This window comes from Paenilisteria portnoyi (assembly GCF_014322795.1).
Classification (GTDB): Bacteria; Bacillota; Bacilli; order Lactobacillales; family Listeriaceae; genus Listeria_A; species Listeria_A portnoyi.
This window is the reverse complement of record NZ_JAASTT010000001.1, coordinates 220,789-235,812: the sequence shown is the minus strand read 5'-3', so window position 1 is coordinate 235,812 and position 15,024 is coordinate 220,789. Positions and strand designations below refer to the sequence as shown.

The following is a 15,024-nucleotide window of genomic DNA, read 5'->3' as shown; positions in this document are numbered from 1 at the left end:
CATATCTTAGAAGGAATAATGATACTCACTTTAAAAAGAAAGATAATTCTGTCAAACGACTTAAATATCGTTGATTCAATGTGTGGGAGTACCTATTTAAAAAACTCCTGAGATGAAAATCAGGAGTAGGGTGGTTTTTCATATCTATACTTGTAAATAAATTCTCTGTTTTCAACTGGGACTGTTATTTCAAAAGGTAGGGACTGAGATTTCAATACTAAGCGATCTTCGTACAATACTCCTTCGGGAAATAGCTCTCCGAAGATATGTGCTTTTTGGAACTCGTCAAGATTAACCTCAAGTTCTTCGGTTATTTCAAGATAGTTCATCAGCATTTCATAATCCCAGGAACTGTGCTGAATTAAATTAAGTTGTTTTTGTTTAGCAGCTATCATTTCTTCCATCTGTTTAATTTCTCTATCTATCTCTAATTGCTTTTCATCGAGGACTTCCTTTGTAAAGTAGTCATCTAAATATAGATCAATCATTTTACTTTTTCGTTGTCTGATTTCATTTAAGGATGACGTGGCCCTTGTAATGTCTTTTTCTATGATTGGGATTTGACTTGTTTTATCGTCAAAGTCGATATATTTTTTTGCTTGTTCCTCTGACTGTAGAACTTCCTTCAATATTCGTTTTAAATGATGCTCAAATCGGCGAGTATTGACAGACATTTTACAGTCAATACCATGAGCCCATTTCTTTGTACTGTGTTTGATATAGTAAGCCGGTGCAGAGGAGGTTTTATTGTATAAAGTCAGCTTCCTACCACATACGCCACACGTTAGATGGACACGACGAATGATGTGCGCTGATTTAGGACGCCTTATATCTACTTTGTAGCGATAATGCCTTTTAGTTTTTTCGGCTTGTATGGCCCTGTACTCTTCTTCTGTGCGAAGAGGGGGGAATACGCCTTTAACTTCAATTTCTTCGCCGTCTCTAAACTTGTAAAGGCGGGTACCGTGATAGTTGGTACTATTAATTATGCGCTGAATCGTGTTTTCATGCCATCTGTTTCCTGTGTTTGTTACGGAGATTTCATTTAGTTTTTCAGCAATAATGGACATTCCAAGCTTATCATTCATATACCAGGAATCAATTTTAGGTATCACCCACGCCCATTTATCATCAATTTCATACTCTTTTTTATCGGTATCCTTCTTGTATTTATAGCCTAAAGGTGGTTTTCCATAAGCGCTTTGCTCTCTTAAGCGTTGCTTTTTACCGCGAATCATACGACGCGTCATAGATTTTCTTTCTCTTCTAGCAATCAAGTTTTTAATGTCGCTGATAAACTCATCATCTTCATTATCCAAATCAGTAATACCAGACCGTGGTTCAGCTATTTTTACACTGTTTTCTCTGAGTGTGGATTTTAAATACTCCCAGTTTATAGTGTCGAGCCTAGAAAGCCTATCTTGATCAATGACAAGAACAACCTCAATTAACCCATCTTCAACGATATCAAGGAGGGCATTCAGCCCATCTTTATCTCGTTTGGCACCTGAGTCAATGTCTTGAAATTCTCTCACAACATTCCAACCTTGTTCGCGCGCATATCTATTCAATTCTACTTTCTGCGCCTCTAAAGAATAACCTTTTTCTTGTTGCATTTTAGTACTAACCCGGATATAGATGGCCACTCTCATTTTAATCACCCTCATTTTATTAACGTTATACCTATTCTATGCGAGAATCCTTTATAATAGTGCGATTTTTGATAGAAGTATCATTAATTTTTTTTTGGTACATATCAGCTTTATCATTTGCTGTTCAACGATATTGTTAGTTTAATAAATATTAAATTTGTCACTTTTATAGCAGTGTAGTGATTCAAGTTTTGAAGATAAAAGAAAAGCCCCGAAGGGCAGGTTCTTACTTGATTTCCCAAGTCAAGTCATCAAAAGTATTGTTATCTGAAAGTTTTATAAAAGGTAGGGTACCACGTTCGTCACTATCCAGTTTCGAATAAACGGATGGATGAATTTGATAGCCATCTGCTTTAGAATAGTATTTTTGCGGATCCGACATTATTAATTCTGAGAAAGAGTCCCCTAAGTTTTCAATAGTTGAGGAAGTGAAGTAGGACATAATAACATTTCGTAAATTCTCGCTTCCATTATCATCAGTCATATGCGCTTGGCCAACAAATATTATGCCATCAATATTTTTGTTGCTTTTCAAGTGATTGATTATTGCAAAGGTGTCATCAGGGAAGTATTTAAAAATTTGATTCTCATTCCAATACGAGTCAGCGTCCATGTTAATGCGTAACGTTTTTTGGAGTAGCTGGGTATCTATAACATTAGAGCTATATTTTTTGAGCGCTTCACTAAATTCATCATTTGTTTTGAGCTTGCTGTAGTCGGTTTGCTTATCAGCTGGTAATGATTTTTCAATTTCAATTAGCTGCTGTTGGTATTTCTCTTTTTGAAAAGCGAAGGGAAGATTGATTACTGCTGAAAATGCAGAGCCAAAATTCTCCTGGGTCGGACTATCTTTTACAACTTTAATTAGTTCCTTTGCTTCTTTTTCTTGTTTTTGATACTCTTCACCGACCACAACATATTCAGAAAACCTAACTTTTTTATCTTTGATAAATTCTCCAGTTAGATTAGAAGCATCATCACCAAATATTTTCCGAACTTTTCTTTTTTGCTTACTAGTTTTTACGGAAGTAATATTGACGTCATATATTCCATCCTTAAGTTTTTTAAACTTCTTCTCGAAATTCCCATTTTTATCAGCTTTAACATTTTTCGTTTTTTCAAAGTCATGTTTACCTGTAATCGTAATTGTAAATTTAGTCTTTTTGGGAAGGTTCGTGTTTATTTTTACAAGTATATAGTTATCAGTCGCCTTTGTTTTAGATTTTACTGCGACTTCTAAAGATTCACTTTTCGCAGCGACAAATTGTCCTGGTAATATGAGTGATGCTAATAGCACGAAAACTAATATTTTGAAGCCCCATTTTTTGTATACTCCAGTTTGGTTGTTCATTTTTCATTCTCTCCCTTTATTTTCTGTATATTAGTTTAAAACTTTTTCTTTGAAAAATGTGTTCCAGTCGCTTTCTAGGTCCTTGGCATGTTCTGGTCTTCGCATACTTTTATATTTCTCCATACAGTCTAAAACTTCATACTCTGCTTCTTTATTGCCTTCTAAATAAGCAATTATAGCTAAGTGCGCATAGGCATCATTCTCAGTTAGCACTTTATCGTATTTTCTACAAAGAGGAATAGTTTTTTCGAGATAATTTTTTGCTAAGTCTAGTCTATTTTTGTGGATATAGTATTTTCCAACATTCATATAAAATGTTGCATCGAAATGAACATCTTTGTAGTAGTCAAGGTAACATATCATCCTATCTTCAATTCTTTTTACCATTTCTCGTCCAATATCAACTGGGAATATAAAGAACAGTTTTGACATAATAAAAACTTCTTGATAAGACCATTCTGGACGTGGATTCAATGTTTCCCAAACCTTCTTTGCAGCAGGGCTATCAATATCGTAGGTATTTTGCTCAGTTATCTTTAGATATACGTCTTCTATAACATACATGCAATATGCGATAAAGTCATTTGGGTTTTCTGCCAGATAGGCTATCATGTGCTCCAAAAGCTGGTTTCCCTGCTCACGATCTATCGAATTTTTCGTGTTTGTGAAATCAAAAAAGATATTATCTGTAGGTGATAGTTTATAGTCATTTTGAATGTATACAAACTCACGCAAGGACATCTCAAACTCTCCGAGTATATTCAATAGAGTATCCAACGTTATATTACTTCTAGAGGATTCCAGATTAGCTATACCTGCTTGGGTTATGCTAGTAAAATCTTTTTGCCTCATACCTTTCATTTTCCTTATGTGTCTAATTGTTTTTCCAACGGTTTTCATACTAAACCCCCTTAAAATATTTATATGTGGTAGGAAACAACACCTTTCTGCCAAATTTTGATAAGATATAGGCGAGGAGGTGAACTATTATGAAAAAACTGAATAAAATGTTTTACAGAAGCAAGATGATTGCGCTTCCAGCAATAACGATGATTATTGCCGCGTTTATCAATATTCACACTTAAGCATAAAAAAACGAAGTCAACTCCCCAATCCACCCGATTGTAAAAGAAAAGACTTCGTACAACGGATTATAACATTTGCCTAATGAGAAAAACAAATAATTTCAGATGAGGTAGTCAGGGGTGAGCTTATGATAAACATTGGAGATGATGCTTTATCAGTGATATTAGAGAATATTGAGAAGGACAAGGAACTTTATTTACAAATAGTCGAAGAAGCTCCCAAAAATGAAAAAATGATTCGGGCTTTGAAAAATTTGGGTGTAGCAGAAAACGATATGCCAAAGATTACAATATTGATTGTAGGAATGGCTATATCGTATCATTATTAATTGCATTTGATTATTCAACTATCTACAGAAGTGTAGATAGTTTTTTATTTTTCTTTTTTATGCTCTTCTTGTAAGACCTCAGAAAGTTTTTTTATTCTTTCCAGACTTTCAGGATTTTTTTCTATTAAATCGAACAGCCATTGATGCATATCCTTGTCTTTAACAATCTCATCTATAGAATTATATTTTTTCTCTGCATTCTCTATATCAGGCTGATCTGTCCTACCAAGCAGATAGTCAGTCGTAGTGTTTAAAACCTCAGCTAAGGTAAGGATCATATCCGCTGAAGGAGAACTATAAGAATTTTCGTAATTACTAATTGTGCTTTTTGTTGTATTTGCCAATTCCGCAAGTTTCTCTTGAGTAATTTTTTGGCGCTTTCTGGCTAACTTTAAACGCTCTGCAATCATTAAAAGAGCCTCCTCTGATTGATTAAGTACAATATTATTGTACATCATTATAGAAATAATACTAGTTTAGTACAAAATAATTGTACTTTTATATTGACATACAAGATAATTGTATATTACAATGTAAGTACAAGTTATTCATACATTGGAGGTGTACTAACAAATGAAAAACTGTAATCTGATAAATGCACGAAAAGAAAAAGGCTACACTCAACAGGATTTAGCTATCCTGTTAGGTGTTGGGACTTCAACGGTTTCAAATTGGGAGACAGGGTATAGCCAACCTAACTTAGATACCGGTATTAGAGTTTCTTCTTTACTAGATAAAGATGTAACATTTTTATTCGGTTCTAATGTACAAGTTTCTCAAACATGATATATGAGTAAACCATACAAAGAGCACACCCCGAATTTATTTGGGACAAAGGAGGGATGAAATAATGGCTGGATTGTTGAACGAAACGGTAGTTGAGCGAGAAATACAAGAAACCACAACAAAATGTTTCGAAAAATTTAAATACAAGCTTTTAGCAAGCATCAAAGAAGCGACTGAGGATGAGGAGCTACTCACAAGAGCGCAAGTAACAAAGCGAATTCTTAAATGTAGTCCCAACACAGCTGATAAATACTATTTGAATGATCCAACTTTCCCATTTGTGTATCAAGGGGAGGAGAAACGTTATCCTAAAAAATTGGTTACCCAGTGGATCGCACAGAAAGCAAGTAGAGGAGGGATGCGATATTCTAATTAATGCTATTACAGCAATTCTACATCAAGCAAGTAGCACACGCCGAAATAATTTGGGACAAAGGAGTGGAGACAATGGGTATGAAGCTGATATTGCTAGCATTCGTTTTTATAGTTGGAATAGCTGCAATAAAGATGGTTAAAAAAGTAAGTCCAAATAATAAGTGGTTCACTATATATACTTTGACAATACTTACGCTAACCACGGTTTATTTTTTTAATACTAATTAAGAACAGGAGGTTGTATCAATTGAAAAAATCAGCACGCGCGGTTGAAGCTCTCAATATATTGAAGAGTGAGGGCTTTACCCAGAAAGAAATTGCGGCAGAAATGAATGTCAGTAGGGAAATGGTGAGCCGAATGTCAACTGGAAGCAGGGATATGCAAGAGGATATTGCTGAGGCGAGTTTAAAAAGTTTCACAAATCCAAGGTATGTCTTGTCAGCTCTTTATGCATTCAGTGATCAACAGTCGCCACCAGCGTTCTCTGGAAATGGCATTGATCGGCATCAGCTATCCATGCTGTCGATTTTGGAACACGAAACAGATGAGGTTGATCATTTTAAAAAGGAGCTGATCATTGTTTTAAGCAAACCACCAGAGAGCCTAACAGTCCAAGAACTAGAGAAAGTTGAACAATTGTTGTTAGAAATAACAGATACCTATGCCATGGCAGCTAACACACTTGCCACTCTAGCGGAAACCTACAAGTTCAGTGTTAAGGAATTATTGCGAAAACGCATCCCAACGTGGAAGATTTGGAATTGGATGTAACTGGGAGGAGCTGTTGAAAATGGAAACTGGAAATTTGCCAATCGACGCAAGCATTGTAAAAAAACGTATGGCCATCCCTAAAATGATAGCTGAACTAACCTATGTAGATAAAGAAAACGCCATTAAATACATGCAAATATGGGGAGAAAAGAAAAAAACGATTACTGACATCTACGATGAACTGTATTCGTTAACGAAAGAGAGTGTTGTTGCTTAATGGATAAAGCAGTAATGATTGTTTGTGGACTTTTTGGAATAGTTGCGGTGCTATTTTTAGCATTAATTGTATCTCTTGTTTTCGGGATTATACAGCACAAAGCCAATCAAATGGTGGAGGAGAGTGAGCGGGAATGCTGACATTAAGTCAAACAATCATAGGGTTGTGCGTGTTTTATACGATTTATTCGGCTGTTAACGGCATACCTAAAATTTACAGCCTTGTAAAAAATGAATACAAAAAGCTAAGTCAGGGGCGATATTGATGGCAATATTTATTGGAAATATGAGTAATGGAAATTTAGACTTGCATGTCCAAGTAGTTGCTATGAATGAAGTTGAAGCAGAGCAGTTAATCAAAAAAGAGTTTGTAAACGAGGATTATGTATTAAAAAGCATAACTTTTGAGCAACAACCAACCGAGAGTGGTATTGTAAGCTATTTTATCTCATTCGATAATAAAGATGATGCCATTTGGACCAACGAGGTGTGGGAAGAATATCAAAAAAGAGCACACAAAAATAGCCTGCTCCCCAGCAGACTATCTCAATGAAAATACACATCAAAAAGGAATGTATACTCCATAACCTTAACTCAAGTATACATATTCCTTTAATAAATTGCAATGGAGGATTTTTCATGAACATTAAATATAACGAAATCATGGCGTTAGCCTTAGAGGCGAAGCAACTTCAAGAACAAAAAATTTCCTCGTATGAAGGGAGAATACAAAGTAAATCATTACGAGAATCGCTAAAAGTATCTCTCCAAATCAAGTTAGATGAACGGAAAGTGCGACTGGAAGAGATAAATAAAATAATAAATGATCTTTCAGAATATGAAGTGGAGGTCCAACGATGAAAAATATCAAATTATTGGAATTGGAATTGAAAAATTTTAAAGGTGTACGCGATTTTAAACTAGTGACAAATGGTAACAATGTTGATGTTTTTGGTAAAAATGGAACGGGTAAAACAAGTGTTTTTGATGGTTTTACTTGGTTACTATTCGATAAAGATAGTAAAAACAAGAAAGATGCGGGAATTAAAACTATCGAGAACGAGGAAGAACTGCACGGATTGGAGCACTCAGTCATGGCTTTGCTCAGTATTAACGGTGAGGAGCTTCGTTTAAAGAAAATATATACGGAGAAGTACACGATGAAGAGAGGAACCACGGATCAAAAGTTTGACGGTCATGAGACATCATACGAAATAAATGAGGTCCCAACATCACGCAAAAAGGATTTTGTAGACAAAGTAGCATCGATTATTGATGAAACGACCTTTAAAATGCTCACAAACCCTTTGTATTTCAACGAAAGTTTGAAGTGGCAGGAACGTCGTCAAATTTTACTCGATATCGCAGGTGATGTGGACGATATCGATGTTGTTGATTCAAATGCGAAACTGGCAGGTTTACTAGATATTTTGGGTAGTCACTCTGTTGAGGAAAAGCGTAAACAGATTAGCGCACAGAAAACGAAAATAAATGACAACCTGAAACAATTACCAGGTCGAATCGATGAGGTAGAAATGGGAAAACCTGATTTATCAAGCCTGAACAAACAAGATATCTCCAGTGAGATTGCGTTTCTAACTCAAGAAAAAAATAAAAAAGAGTCCCAACTAGCTGATGTGCGAAATGGTGGCTTTATAAGTGAACTACGAAATAAAAAATTGACAATAGAAAACCAATTAATGGAGTTAACCAATCAGAATCGTAGTATCAATTATGAATTGATTTCAGAAAAGCAAAATGAAGTGTCTCAACAGAAAATCGCTGTTTCTTCGGTATCAAACATCGTAGACATGGCTAAATCGCAGTTGAAAATCGATCAGGAGCAACATGAAAAATTGGAAAAACAAAAAGAAGAAAAGATCCAAGAATATTATGCGTCCGTTGAGCAAACATTTGATGAACACAGATTGACCTGTCCAACCTGTAATCAAAGTTTTCCAGAAGTGCAAAAGGAAGAGCTCATTGCAAAATTTAATCAAGAAAAAGCTGAGCGTTCTGAGAAGCTGATGGAAGAAGGTAAGCGACTGACTAATGACTTAGACATCATTGCTAAGAATATAAAATCAAAAAATCAAGAATTGCTGGAACACGAGGAAGAACTCTTAAACGCAAGCGCACTACTGATTAGCCTTGAAAGCGAACTGGAAAAAATCAAGGCCAGACAGGCAAATATAACTGATAACGCTGAGTACCAGAATCTCCAAAAAGAAGTTGCTGTCATAGAAAAGCAGATTGAATCAGATAATCATAGTACAACTGGCCGTGAGGCAGAGATTCAAGCTGAAATCAACAAAATTTCAGAAGAAATTCAGAAGTGTCAGCGTGATCTGATGCAATTTGAACTAGCTATTAGCGCAGACGCTCGAATTGAGGAGCTACGGGCTGATGAAAAGAAATATAAGCAGCAGTATGCCGAACTCGAAAAAGTAGACTTCATGACGGAGGAATTCATTCGAACTAAGGTATCTATGCTAACGGAGAAAATTAATTCTAAGTTTAAACTAGCTCGATTTAAGCTTTTTGACACACAAATCAACACTGGCATTAAGGAAATCTGTGAAACGATTGATAACGACGGTGTACTATTCAACGTCAGCATGAATACCGGTAAGAAAACCATTTTTGGTCTCGATATTATCGCAACACTCTCAGAATTTTACGGCGTCAATGCTCCAGTATTCCTTGATAACTCGGAGTCTGTGACAGAGCCGTTTGATACTGATTGCCAAACGATACGGCTTTTTGCAAGAAATGAACCAGGACTTCGTGTTGAGGAGGCATAAACGGATGTTGAAAATAGGCAATAAAGTAGTCAGAACCGATGTAGACAACGATGTAAATATTTATGAATGCCGGACAGAAGAATGTAATCGAGTCGATGGTGAGCGCGTCATCTTTCTCAAAAATCAACCGATTGCAATGCCAGTAAATCAATTAAAGAAAGTAGATGATAAATAATGAGTGAAGAAAATAAAGTCTTTTCAACAGCATTAACGAAAATTAGTAATACCTACGCCCCAATGATTGAAAATCAACTTGTTGGCAACGGTATAAAAATGGATGATTACTCCAAACAGTGTGTCATGTCAGCAATTTCAGCGATTAACAATGTGCTAAATGCCAAAAATATATCTTGGAGCGATAAACAGCTAGATCAAAGTAATGTGACGCAAAACTTGTTAACGATTGCTTCACTACAACTCAATGCCGCCGCTAACCCTCGTGAAGTCTATTTCCAAATACGGAGCGTGAATACCAATCGTAAAGGGGATGACGGCAAGCCCATTTGGAAAAAACAAATTGAAATGGGTATTGAAGGCGACGGAAATGATGCTATTTTATCGCGATTTGGTCGGGATGTAAAAGAAGTGAAACAGTTCTGGGAAGTGCGTGAAAATGATACCTTCTCTTATCCAGAGTTTAACGGTATTGATCTGACACCGCCAAAATGGTCTCCAACAGGGCAGGGGAAAGTGGTAAAGGTTGTCTATCCAATTGTGCGTGAGAATGACTCAGTAGACTACCATATTGCTGAAAGAGCGGATGTAGTAAGAAATTTAATTGCTCACATCAAAAACAACATGATGAACGAAACATTCGGTATTGCAAAAAGTAGATTTGATGCTACTCCAAAACAAAAGAAAGAAATCGATGAAAAAAAGCAAGAAATCATTAACAAGGCTGTAGGAAAAGATTTGGATGCAATTTTAGATGACACGGGATTGCAGGAGCACATTAGTCCCGCTTGGAAAGACCCGCAAAGCCGTGAAAGCATGATTATCCGAAAAATGCGGAATAACATCACGAAAAAAATCCCAAAAGATTTTGGTAATGCTTTCGTTCAGCTGCAATATTCTGAGCAAGATGATAGTTATCAACGGGTTCGGAGAGAAATTGTTGACAATGCCAATCAAGAAATCATCGATGTTGAATATGAATCCGTTGAGTATGACCCTGTTGTTACGGAAGGCAAAATTATTGAAAACGACCTCGTTGCCAAAGAGGTTGCAAAAGAAGTTCCGATAGGAACGGCCTCGCCAGATGCAGCCAACCAGCAAGAAACTTCTACAGAACAAGTAATTGATAAGAGTGTTGATCCATTCCGATGAAAATTACAACAATAGCAAGCGGGAGCTCGGGAAATGCCTATATCGTTGACGACGGTATTTCCCAGCTAATGCTGGAATGCGGGATTAGGTTTCAATTAGTCAAAGAAGCAATGATGTTTGATTTCAGCCGTGTGGCAGGTCTTTTAATAACACACGAACATGGAGATCATACAAAAGGCGTGAAAGATTTTATTAAAAGTACGGCAGTTGATTTATACGCCTCAGAGGGCACGTTAGAAGCTTTAAATTTGAAAGGGTACCGAATACACCATTTAGCATCAAAAGAGTCAAAAATGATAGGTTCATGGCGAGTGCTACCGTTTCAAACGGAACACGATGCTGCCGAACCACTAGGATTTTTATTAGCCAGCCAAACAGGAGAAAAAATATTATTTGCAACGGACACTTATTACTTAAAATACAGATTTAAAGGGATTACGCACTTAATGCTCGAATGCAATTACAGTTTCGATGTTTTGTGTGAGAATCAACTGGATCCAACTAGGAAGAATCGTGTTATAAACTCTCATTTCTCGTTAGAAAATGTCAAAGAATTTATCAAAGCTAATGACTTATCTAAGCTAAAAGAAGTCCATTTATTGCACATATCTGAGAAAAACGGAGATCCTGAACGCTTCAAAAAGGAGATTCAAGAAATAACTGGTGTACCAGTATTCGTAAAGGAGTGATCATATGCAAGGCTGGGTAAGACTTTATAGGAAAATTCAAGAAAGCGATACGTTTCAACGTCTTACAGCTATCCAGCAGTTGATTGCTATTTACATCATTTTAAACGCTAATCATACAGACGGAATATGGTACGACAGATACAAAGGAACTGAGGTTTCTCTTAAACGAGGACAGCTGATAACATCGCGCAGAAAAATGTATGAAGAGTGGTTTAACAAGGACAAAGATGTAAGTGAAATGAAAATTCGGACAACTTTAACCAAGCTAGAACGACTAGGGTTTATAACCATTGAAGCAACCAAGCAATATACGCTTATAACCGTTTGCAATTACTCACTTTATCAGGATGTTGAAACGGTAAATAACCCAGCAAATAACCAAGAGCCAACCCAGCAACAACCCAGCGATAACCAAGCAATAACCACAAACAAGAATGTTAATAATATCTCTTCTTCTACTTCTCTTAAAGAAAGTAATATAGCATCCGTCAATGCCTTTGAATTTTACGAACAAAATATCCATCACACCTTGAGTCCGTTTGAAAGAGATTTGTTATCTGAGCTTATCGATGAGTCCAATAATGATTTGGTTGTGGAGGCTATGAAAGTTGCCGTCAAGATAAATAAACGCAGGTTACGCACGGTAGAGACTGTTTTACGTGATTGGAGAGATAAGAATATCGCAACTGCGGAACAAGCAATTGATTATGAACAGCAAGGTAAAAAGGCAGAGACACAGGGATACAGTAGCAACTTAGGAGTTCCAACAGAAAAAAAGGTTGAAAAGACTCCAGGAGCCGTTCCTTTGTATAACTGGCTAGATAAGGACGTGGGGAAATGAGGGAAATCAAAATATTCCTAGTGAAGTTACAAATTGACAGCAAGAGCAAAATCGAAAAAAAGGCGAGAAAGCAGATCACGCTTGAAGTATCCGGCCTATCTTTCGGGGACGCTTGTTACTTAGCCAAACTAAAGGCTGAAAAACTCGGTTATAAAAATGTGGTTGTCGAATCTATGGTTTTAAAGAATTATGTTTATCGTTGTGGAGGAGGTGCGCAAGGCGCCAAACACAATAATTTTTAATCTAGATTAAGAGCAAGAGAAATAATGCACTTGATAAATTGCTTGAAAGAGCATATAGAGGTGATTCTGTGGCACGGAAATGGAAACCAAAAAAACAGAGGTTTGGACTTATTGTTGATAATTTTGCAGGTGGTGGCGGAACCTCGACAGGTATAGAGCAGGCAATCGGCGAGCCGGTTGATATTGCTATTAACCATGATTCAGAAGCGATTCGGATGCACGAAGTGAACCATCCGGAAACGAAACACTACTGTGAGAGTGTATACGATATTGACCCGAAAAAAGTGACAAAAGGGCGTTCAGTCGATCTGTGTTGGCTGTCCCCAGATTGTAAACACTTCAGCAAGGCGAAGGGCGGTAGGCCAGTAGATAAAAGCATAAGAGGACTGGCTTGGGTTGCTATAAGATGGGCCGCTACGGTAAAACCTCGTGTAATTATGCTGGAAAACGTGGAAGAATTTAAAGGTTGGGGACCAGTGATGCAAAACGAAAAAGGTGATTTCGTGCCTGATCCTGAGAAAAAAGGCTCGTTATTTAACTCTTTTGTAAACATCCTTTCTCAAGGTGTAACAAAGGATGACGAAGGACTAGCGGAATGTTTGGAAACGCTCGAAGTTAGCCCTGAATCATTACAGGCACGAAAAATCATGCAGGGTTTGGGTTACGTCGTTGAGACGAAAGAACTTGTTGCTTGCGATTATGGAGCGCCAACCAAGCGTAAAAGATTGTTCCTAATAGCTCGTAGAGACGGACAAGAAATAGTTTGGCCAACGCCGACACACGGCAACCCCAAGCTTGATGATGTGCAAAGAGGCGAGCTGAAACCTTGGCGTACTGCCTCAGAAATCATTGATTGGACAGACCTAGGCAAATCTATTTTTGACAGGAAGAAGCCACTTGCTGAAAATACTCTGCGCCGGATCGCGCGAGGCATACGAAAATTTGTTATTGAAAATCCCAAACCATATATTTTGGACGATTCAGTAGCGCCAACATTGATGGTTAACACGACAGGTCATCCTGGAACGGCAGTCGATGAGCCAATTAGTACGATTACAACTGGCGGCCATCATGCCTTGATTAGTCCTCTAATCACAAGAATTGGACAAACGGGTTTTGGTAAAGACAAGCTCTCTTATTCGATGCTATCGCCGCTCACGACAATAACAACTAAGGCAGAGCATCTTTTAATCAGTCCTATCCTAGTTCAGATGGGTTATGGCGATAGCGAAGGAAAACGGCAAATCAGCCTTCATAATCCGCTCGGAACGATTACGAGCGGTGGCAATAAATTTGGGATGGCCGCAGCGTTTTTAGTAAAGCATTATGGCGGAAATTATAACGGACCAGGTACGTCAATGAAAGAGCCGTTACACACAATTACCAGCGTGGATCACAACGCGGTATGCACAGCGTTTATCGCTCGCCAATTCGGCACCAGGACAGGTCACAAGGTAGACGAACCACTTAAAACGATAATGCCAGAGGGTGGCGGCAAATCGCAGTTGGTTTCAGCGTTTTTGATGAAATATTATGGTTCAGATACAGGACAAGGCGTGGATGAACCAATACACACCATCGTTGGTAAAGATAGATTTGGTTTAGTAACGATAAAAGGCGAGCAATACCGCATTACAGACATCCACATGCGTATGTTGCAATCCCGTGAGCTATATCCTGGGCAAGGTTTTCCAGAGCAATATATTTTTGATCGTGATATTAACGGCAAGTACATTACCAAGAAGCAACAGATAGCGAAATGCGGAAATGCAGTAGTACCTCAATTAGCCAAGGCCCTTGTTGAAGCCAACTTGCCAGATCGATGTCGTGGGAATATGACGGTGCAAGATAGCTTACCATTGGGCGAGGTGAGCCATATATCGACTTAGATCCGCAGGGGCTAATTAACGGCAGCAGCTGGAATTTACTTGTAAGGAAGGATGAGACGAATGAAGGAGAAAGAATTTGAACAAATGATTAAAGATATTCGTGAAATTTGGTTTAAAGACCATGTAGCAAAAGTAATCGAGCTAGAGGGAATGACCCTAATTAAGTGGCACAACCCCAATGAATCACAATATAACATGGAGTACATTTTCAAAGGCCGTAATTTGTTTATCAGCGGTGACATAGGATCAGCAGTGTACGGTCTGACATGGAAAGCCGAGTTGGGAAGTTTTAAAAATCTCAATGTAGGCTATTTCACTGGAAAATTAGAGTGTTCGGAACGTAAAAAATATGACTACGATGATTTTGAAGGTGGTGCTAAGCGTTTTATTGATGATCATTTTCGTGATGAGAGCACTGAGCATAAAGAAGAACTAGAAGAAATCAAACAAGAACTGTCAGTTCAAAATTATTATGGCGAGTTTGGGCCATTTGAAGCGTGGCTCAGAGCTGAGGAGATATCAACAAAAATCGAACTGGATGACGAACTTGCGGATTGCTATAGTCGAGAAGTTAGAAGCCTTAACTGTGTATTTTATGCCTATTTAATTGGTTTACAAATGATTGAGGAGCAGGTGCTTGGCAAGGTGGGTGGCAAATGACCACTGA

General features: G+C 37.6%; 20 protein-coding genes. 16 read left to right on the top strand and 4 right to left on the bottom strand.

The window, feature by feature from the left end:
- Positions 1-119: 119 nt before the first annotated feature.
- The 3 genes from HCJ66_RS01240 to HCJ66_RS01230 form a co-directional block, all read right to left on the bottom strand.
- Entirely contained in the window at positions 120-1,652 is a 1,533-nt protein-coding gene (locus tag HCJ66_RS01240; RefSeq protein ID WP_187131514.1) for a recombinase family protein, read from the bottom strand.
- Positions 1,653-1,878: 226 nt separating this feature from the next.
- The gene (locus tag HCJ66_RS01235) at positions 1,879-3,003 is read right to left on the bottom strand and encodes a hypothetical protein (protein WP_187131513.1); all 1,125 of its coding nucleotides are present in this window, start codon (positions 3,001-3,003) and stop codon (positions 1,879-1,881) included.
- A gap of 30 nt (positions 3,004-3,033) precedes the next feature.
- Entirely contained in the window at positions 3,034-3,903 is an 870-nt protein-coding gene (locus HCJ66_RS01230) for a helix-turn-helix domain-containing protein (protein WP_187131512.1), read from the bottom strand.
- Positions 3,904-4,216: 313 nt separating this feature from the next.
- Here HCJ66_RS01230 and HCJ66_RS01225 point away from each other — a divergent pair, with 313 nt between their 5' ends.
- Positions 4,217-4,417 carry a hypothetical protein gene (locus tag HCJ66_RS01225; protein WP_187131511.1) on the top strand — a complete coding sequence of 67 codons (201 nt, stop codon included), beginning with the start codon at positions 4,217-4,219 and terminating at the stop codon, positions 4,415-4,417.
- 44 nt (positions 4,418-4,461) lie between these two features.
- Here the strand turns inward: HCJ66_RS01225 and HCJ66_RS01220 are convergent, their stop codons facing one another.
- On the bottom strand, positions 4,462-4,827 hold the full coding sequence (locus tag HCJ66_RS01220) for a helix-turn-helix domain-containing protein (protein WP_187131510.1): 366 nt from the start codon (positions 4,825-4,827) through the stop codon (positions 4,462-4,464).
- A 163-nt stretch (positions 4,828-4,990) separates the two neighbouring features.
- Between HCJ66_RS01220 and HCJ66_RS01215 the strand changes: the two genes are divergently transcribed.
- From HCJ66_RS01215 to HCJ66_RS01145, 15 genes are all read left to right on the top strand, one after another.
- Positions 4,991-5,203: a helix-turn-helix transcriptional regulator gene (locus HCJ66_RS01215; RefSeq protein ID WP_187131509.1), complete on the top strand. Its 213-nt coding sequence runs from the start codon at positions 4,991-4,993 to the stop codon at positions 5,201-5,203.
- 64 nt (positions 5,204-5,267) lie between these two features.
- Entirely contained in the window at positions 5,268-5,579 is a 312-nt protein-coding gene (locus HCJ66_RS01210; RefSeq protein WP_187131508.1) for a DNA-binding protein, read from the top strand.
- Between the two features lie 246 nt (positions 5,580-5,825).
- Positions 5,826-6,350 (top strand): hypothetical protein, encoded by a 525-nt coding sequence (locus HCJ66_RS01205; protein ID WP_187131507.1) that lies wholly within the window; start codon positions 5,826-5,828, stop codon positions 6,348-6,350.
- Between the two features lie 19 nt (positions 6,351-6,369).
- Positions 6,370-6,567 (top strand): hypothetical protein, encoded by a 198-nt coding sequence (locus HCJ66_RS01200; protein ID WP_187131506.1) that lies wholly within the window; start codon positions 6,370-6,372, stop codon positions 6,565-6,567.
- A complete protein-coding gene (locus HCJ66_RS01195) occupies positions 6,567-6,707 on the top strand; it encodes a hypothetical protein (RefSeq protein WP_187131505.1) in 141 nt (46 codons plus the stop codon). Before HCJ66_RS01200 ends, HCJ66_RS01195 begins: the two co-directional genes overlap by 1 nt.
- Before the next feature lie 124 nt (positions 6,708-6,831).
- Positions 6,832-7,119 (top strand): hypothetical protein, encoded by a 288-nt coding sequence (locus HCJ66_RS01190; protein ID WP_187131504.1) that lies wholly within the window; start codon positions 6,832-6,834, stop codon positions 7,117-7,119.
- 86 nt (positions 7,120-7,205) lie between these two features.
- Positions 7,206-7,427, top strand: coding sequence for a hypothetical protein (locus HCJ66_RS01185; RefSeq protein WP_187131503.1), 222 nt, complete (start codon positions 7,206-7,208; stop codon positions 7,425-7,427).
- Complete coding sequence (locus HCJ66_RS01180; protein WP_187131502.1) at positions 7,424-9,370, top strand: AAA family ATPase; 1,947 nt, start codon at positions 7,424-7,426, stop codon at positions 9,368-9,370. The genes HCJ66_RS01185 and HCJ66_RS01180 overlap by 4 nt, the downstream gene beginning before the upstream one ends.
- Before the next feature lie 4 nt (positions 9,371-9,374).
- A complete protein-coding gene (locus tag HCJ66_RS01175) occupies positions 9,375-9,545 on the top strand; it encodes a hypothetical protein (RefSeq protein ID WP_187131501.1) in 171 nt (56 codons plus the stop codon).
- The gene (locus tag HCJ66_RS01170; RefSeq protein WP_187131500.1) at positions 9,545-10,696 is read left to right on the top strand and encodes a hypothetical protein; all 1,152 of its coding nucleotides are present in this window, start codon (positions 9,545-9,547) and stop codon (positions 10,694-10,696) included. The genes HCJ66_RS01175 and HCJ66_RS01170 overlap by 1 nt, the downstream gene beginning before the upstream one ends.
- Entirely contained in the window at positions 10,693-11,385 is a 693-nt protein-coding gene (locus HCJ66_RS01165) for an MBL fold metallo-hydrolase (RefSeq protein ID WP_187131499.1), read from the top strand. Before HCJ66_RS01170 ends, HCJ66_RS01165 begins: the two co-directional genes overlap by 4 nt.
- A 4-nt stretch (positions 11,386-11,389) precedes the next feature.
- A complete protein-coding gene (locus HCJ66_RS01160; protein ID WP_187131498.1) occupies positions 11,390-12,226 on the top strand; it encodes a DnaD domain-containing protein in 837 nt (278 codons plus the stop codon).
- Positions 12,223-12,468, top strand: coding sequence for a hypothetical protein (locus tag HCJ66_RS01155; protein WP_187131497.1), 246 nt, complete (start codon positions 12,223-12,225; stop codon positions 12,466-12,468). Before HCJ66_RS01160 ends, HCJ66_RS01155 begins: the two co-directional genes overlap by 4 nt.
- Before the next feature lie 68 nt (positions 12,469-12,536).
- Positions 12,537-14,357: a DNA cytosine methyltransferase gene (locus HCJ66_RS01150; RefSeq protein WP_187131496.1), complete on the top strand. Its 1,821-nt coding sequence runs from the start codon at positions 12,537-12,539 to the stop codon at positions 14,355-14,357.
- A 60-nt stretch (positions 14,358-14,417) separates the two neighbouring features.
- Entirely contained in the window at positions 14,418-15,017 is a 600-nt protein-coding gene (locus HCJ66_RS01145) for a hypothetical protein (RefSeq protein WP_187131495.1), read from the top strand.
- Positions 15,018-15,024: the final 7 nt, after the last annotated feature.

Coding starts and splice junctions, on each gene's coding strand:
- HCJ66_RS01240 (WP_187131514.1), bottom strand. CDS start 1,652: ATGAGAGTGGCCATCTATATCCGGGTTAGTACTAAAATGCAACAAGAA.
- HCJ66_RS01235 (WP_187131513.1), bottom strand. CDS start 3,003: ATGAACAACCAAACTGGAGTATACAAAAAATGGGGCTTCAAAATATTA.
- HCJ66_RS01230 (WP_187131512.1), bottom strand. CDS start 3,903: ATGAAAACCGTTGGAAAAACAATTAGACACATAAGGAAAATGAAAGGT.
- HCJ66_RS01225 (WP_187131511.1), top strand. CDS start 4,217: ATGATAAACATTGGAGATGATGCTTTATCAGTGATATTAGAGAATATT.
- HCJ66_RS01220 (WP_187131510.1), bottom strand. CDS start 4,827: ATGATTGCAGAGCGTTTAAAGTTAGCCAGAAAGCGCCAAAAAATTACT.
- HCJ66_RS01215 (WP_187131509.1), top strand. CDS start 4,991: ATGAAAAACTGTAATCTGATAAATGCACGAAAAGAAAAAGGCTACACT.
- HCJ66_RS01210 (WP_187131508.1), top strand. CDS start 5,268: ATGGCTGGATTGTTGAACGAAACGGTAGTTGAGCGAGAAATACAAGAA.
- HCJ66_RS01200 (WP_187131506.1), top strand. CDS start 6,370: ATGGAAACTGGAAATTTGCCAATCGACGCAAGCATTGTAAAAAAACGT.
- HCJ66_RS01195 (WP_187131505.1), top strand. CDS start 6,567: ATGGATAAAGCAGTAATGATTGTTTGTGGACTTTTTGGAATAGTTGCG.
- HCJ66_RS01190 (WP_187131504.1), top strand. CDS start 6,832: ATGGCAATATTTATTGGAAATATGAGTAATGGAAATTTAGACTTGCAT.
- HCJ66_RS01185 (WP_187131503.1), top strand. CDS start 7,206: ATGAACATTAAATATAACGAAATCATGGCGTTAGCCTTAGAGGCGAAG.
- HCJ66_RS01180 (WP_187131502.1), top strand. CDS start 7,424: ATGAAAAATATCAAATTATTGGAATTGGAATTGAAAAATTTTAAAGGT.
- HCJ66_RS01175 (WP_187131501.1), top strand. CDS start 9,375: ATGTTGAAAATAGGCAATAAAGTAGTCAGAACCGATGTAGACAACGAT.
- HCJ66_RS01170 (WP_187131500.1), top strand. CDS start 9,545: ATGAGTGAAGAAAATAAAGTCTTTTCAACAGCATTAACGAAAATTAGT.
- HCJ66_RS01165 (WP_187131499.1), top strand. CDS start 10,693: ATGAAAATTACAACAATAGCAAGCGGGAGCTCGGGAAATGCCTATATC.
- HCJ66_RS01160 (WP_187131498.1), top strand. CDS start 11,390: ATGCAAGGCTGGGTAAGACTTTATAGGAAAATTCAAGAAAGCGATACG.
- HCJ66_RS01155 (WP_187131497.1), top strand. CDS start 12,223: ATGAGGGAAATCAAAATATTCCTAGTGAAGTTACAAATTGACAGCAAG.
- HCJ66_RS01145 (WP_187131495.1), top strand. CDS start 14,418: ATGAAGGAGAAAGAATTTGAACAAATGATTAAAGATATTCGTGAAATT.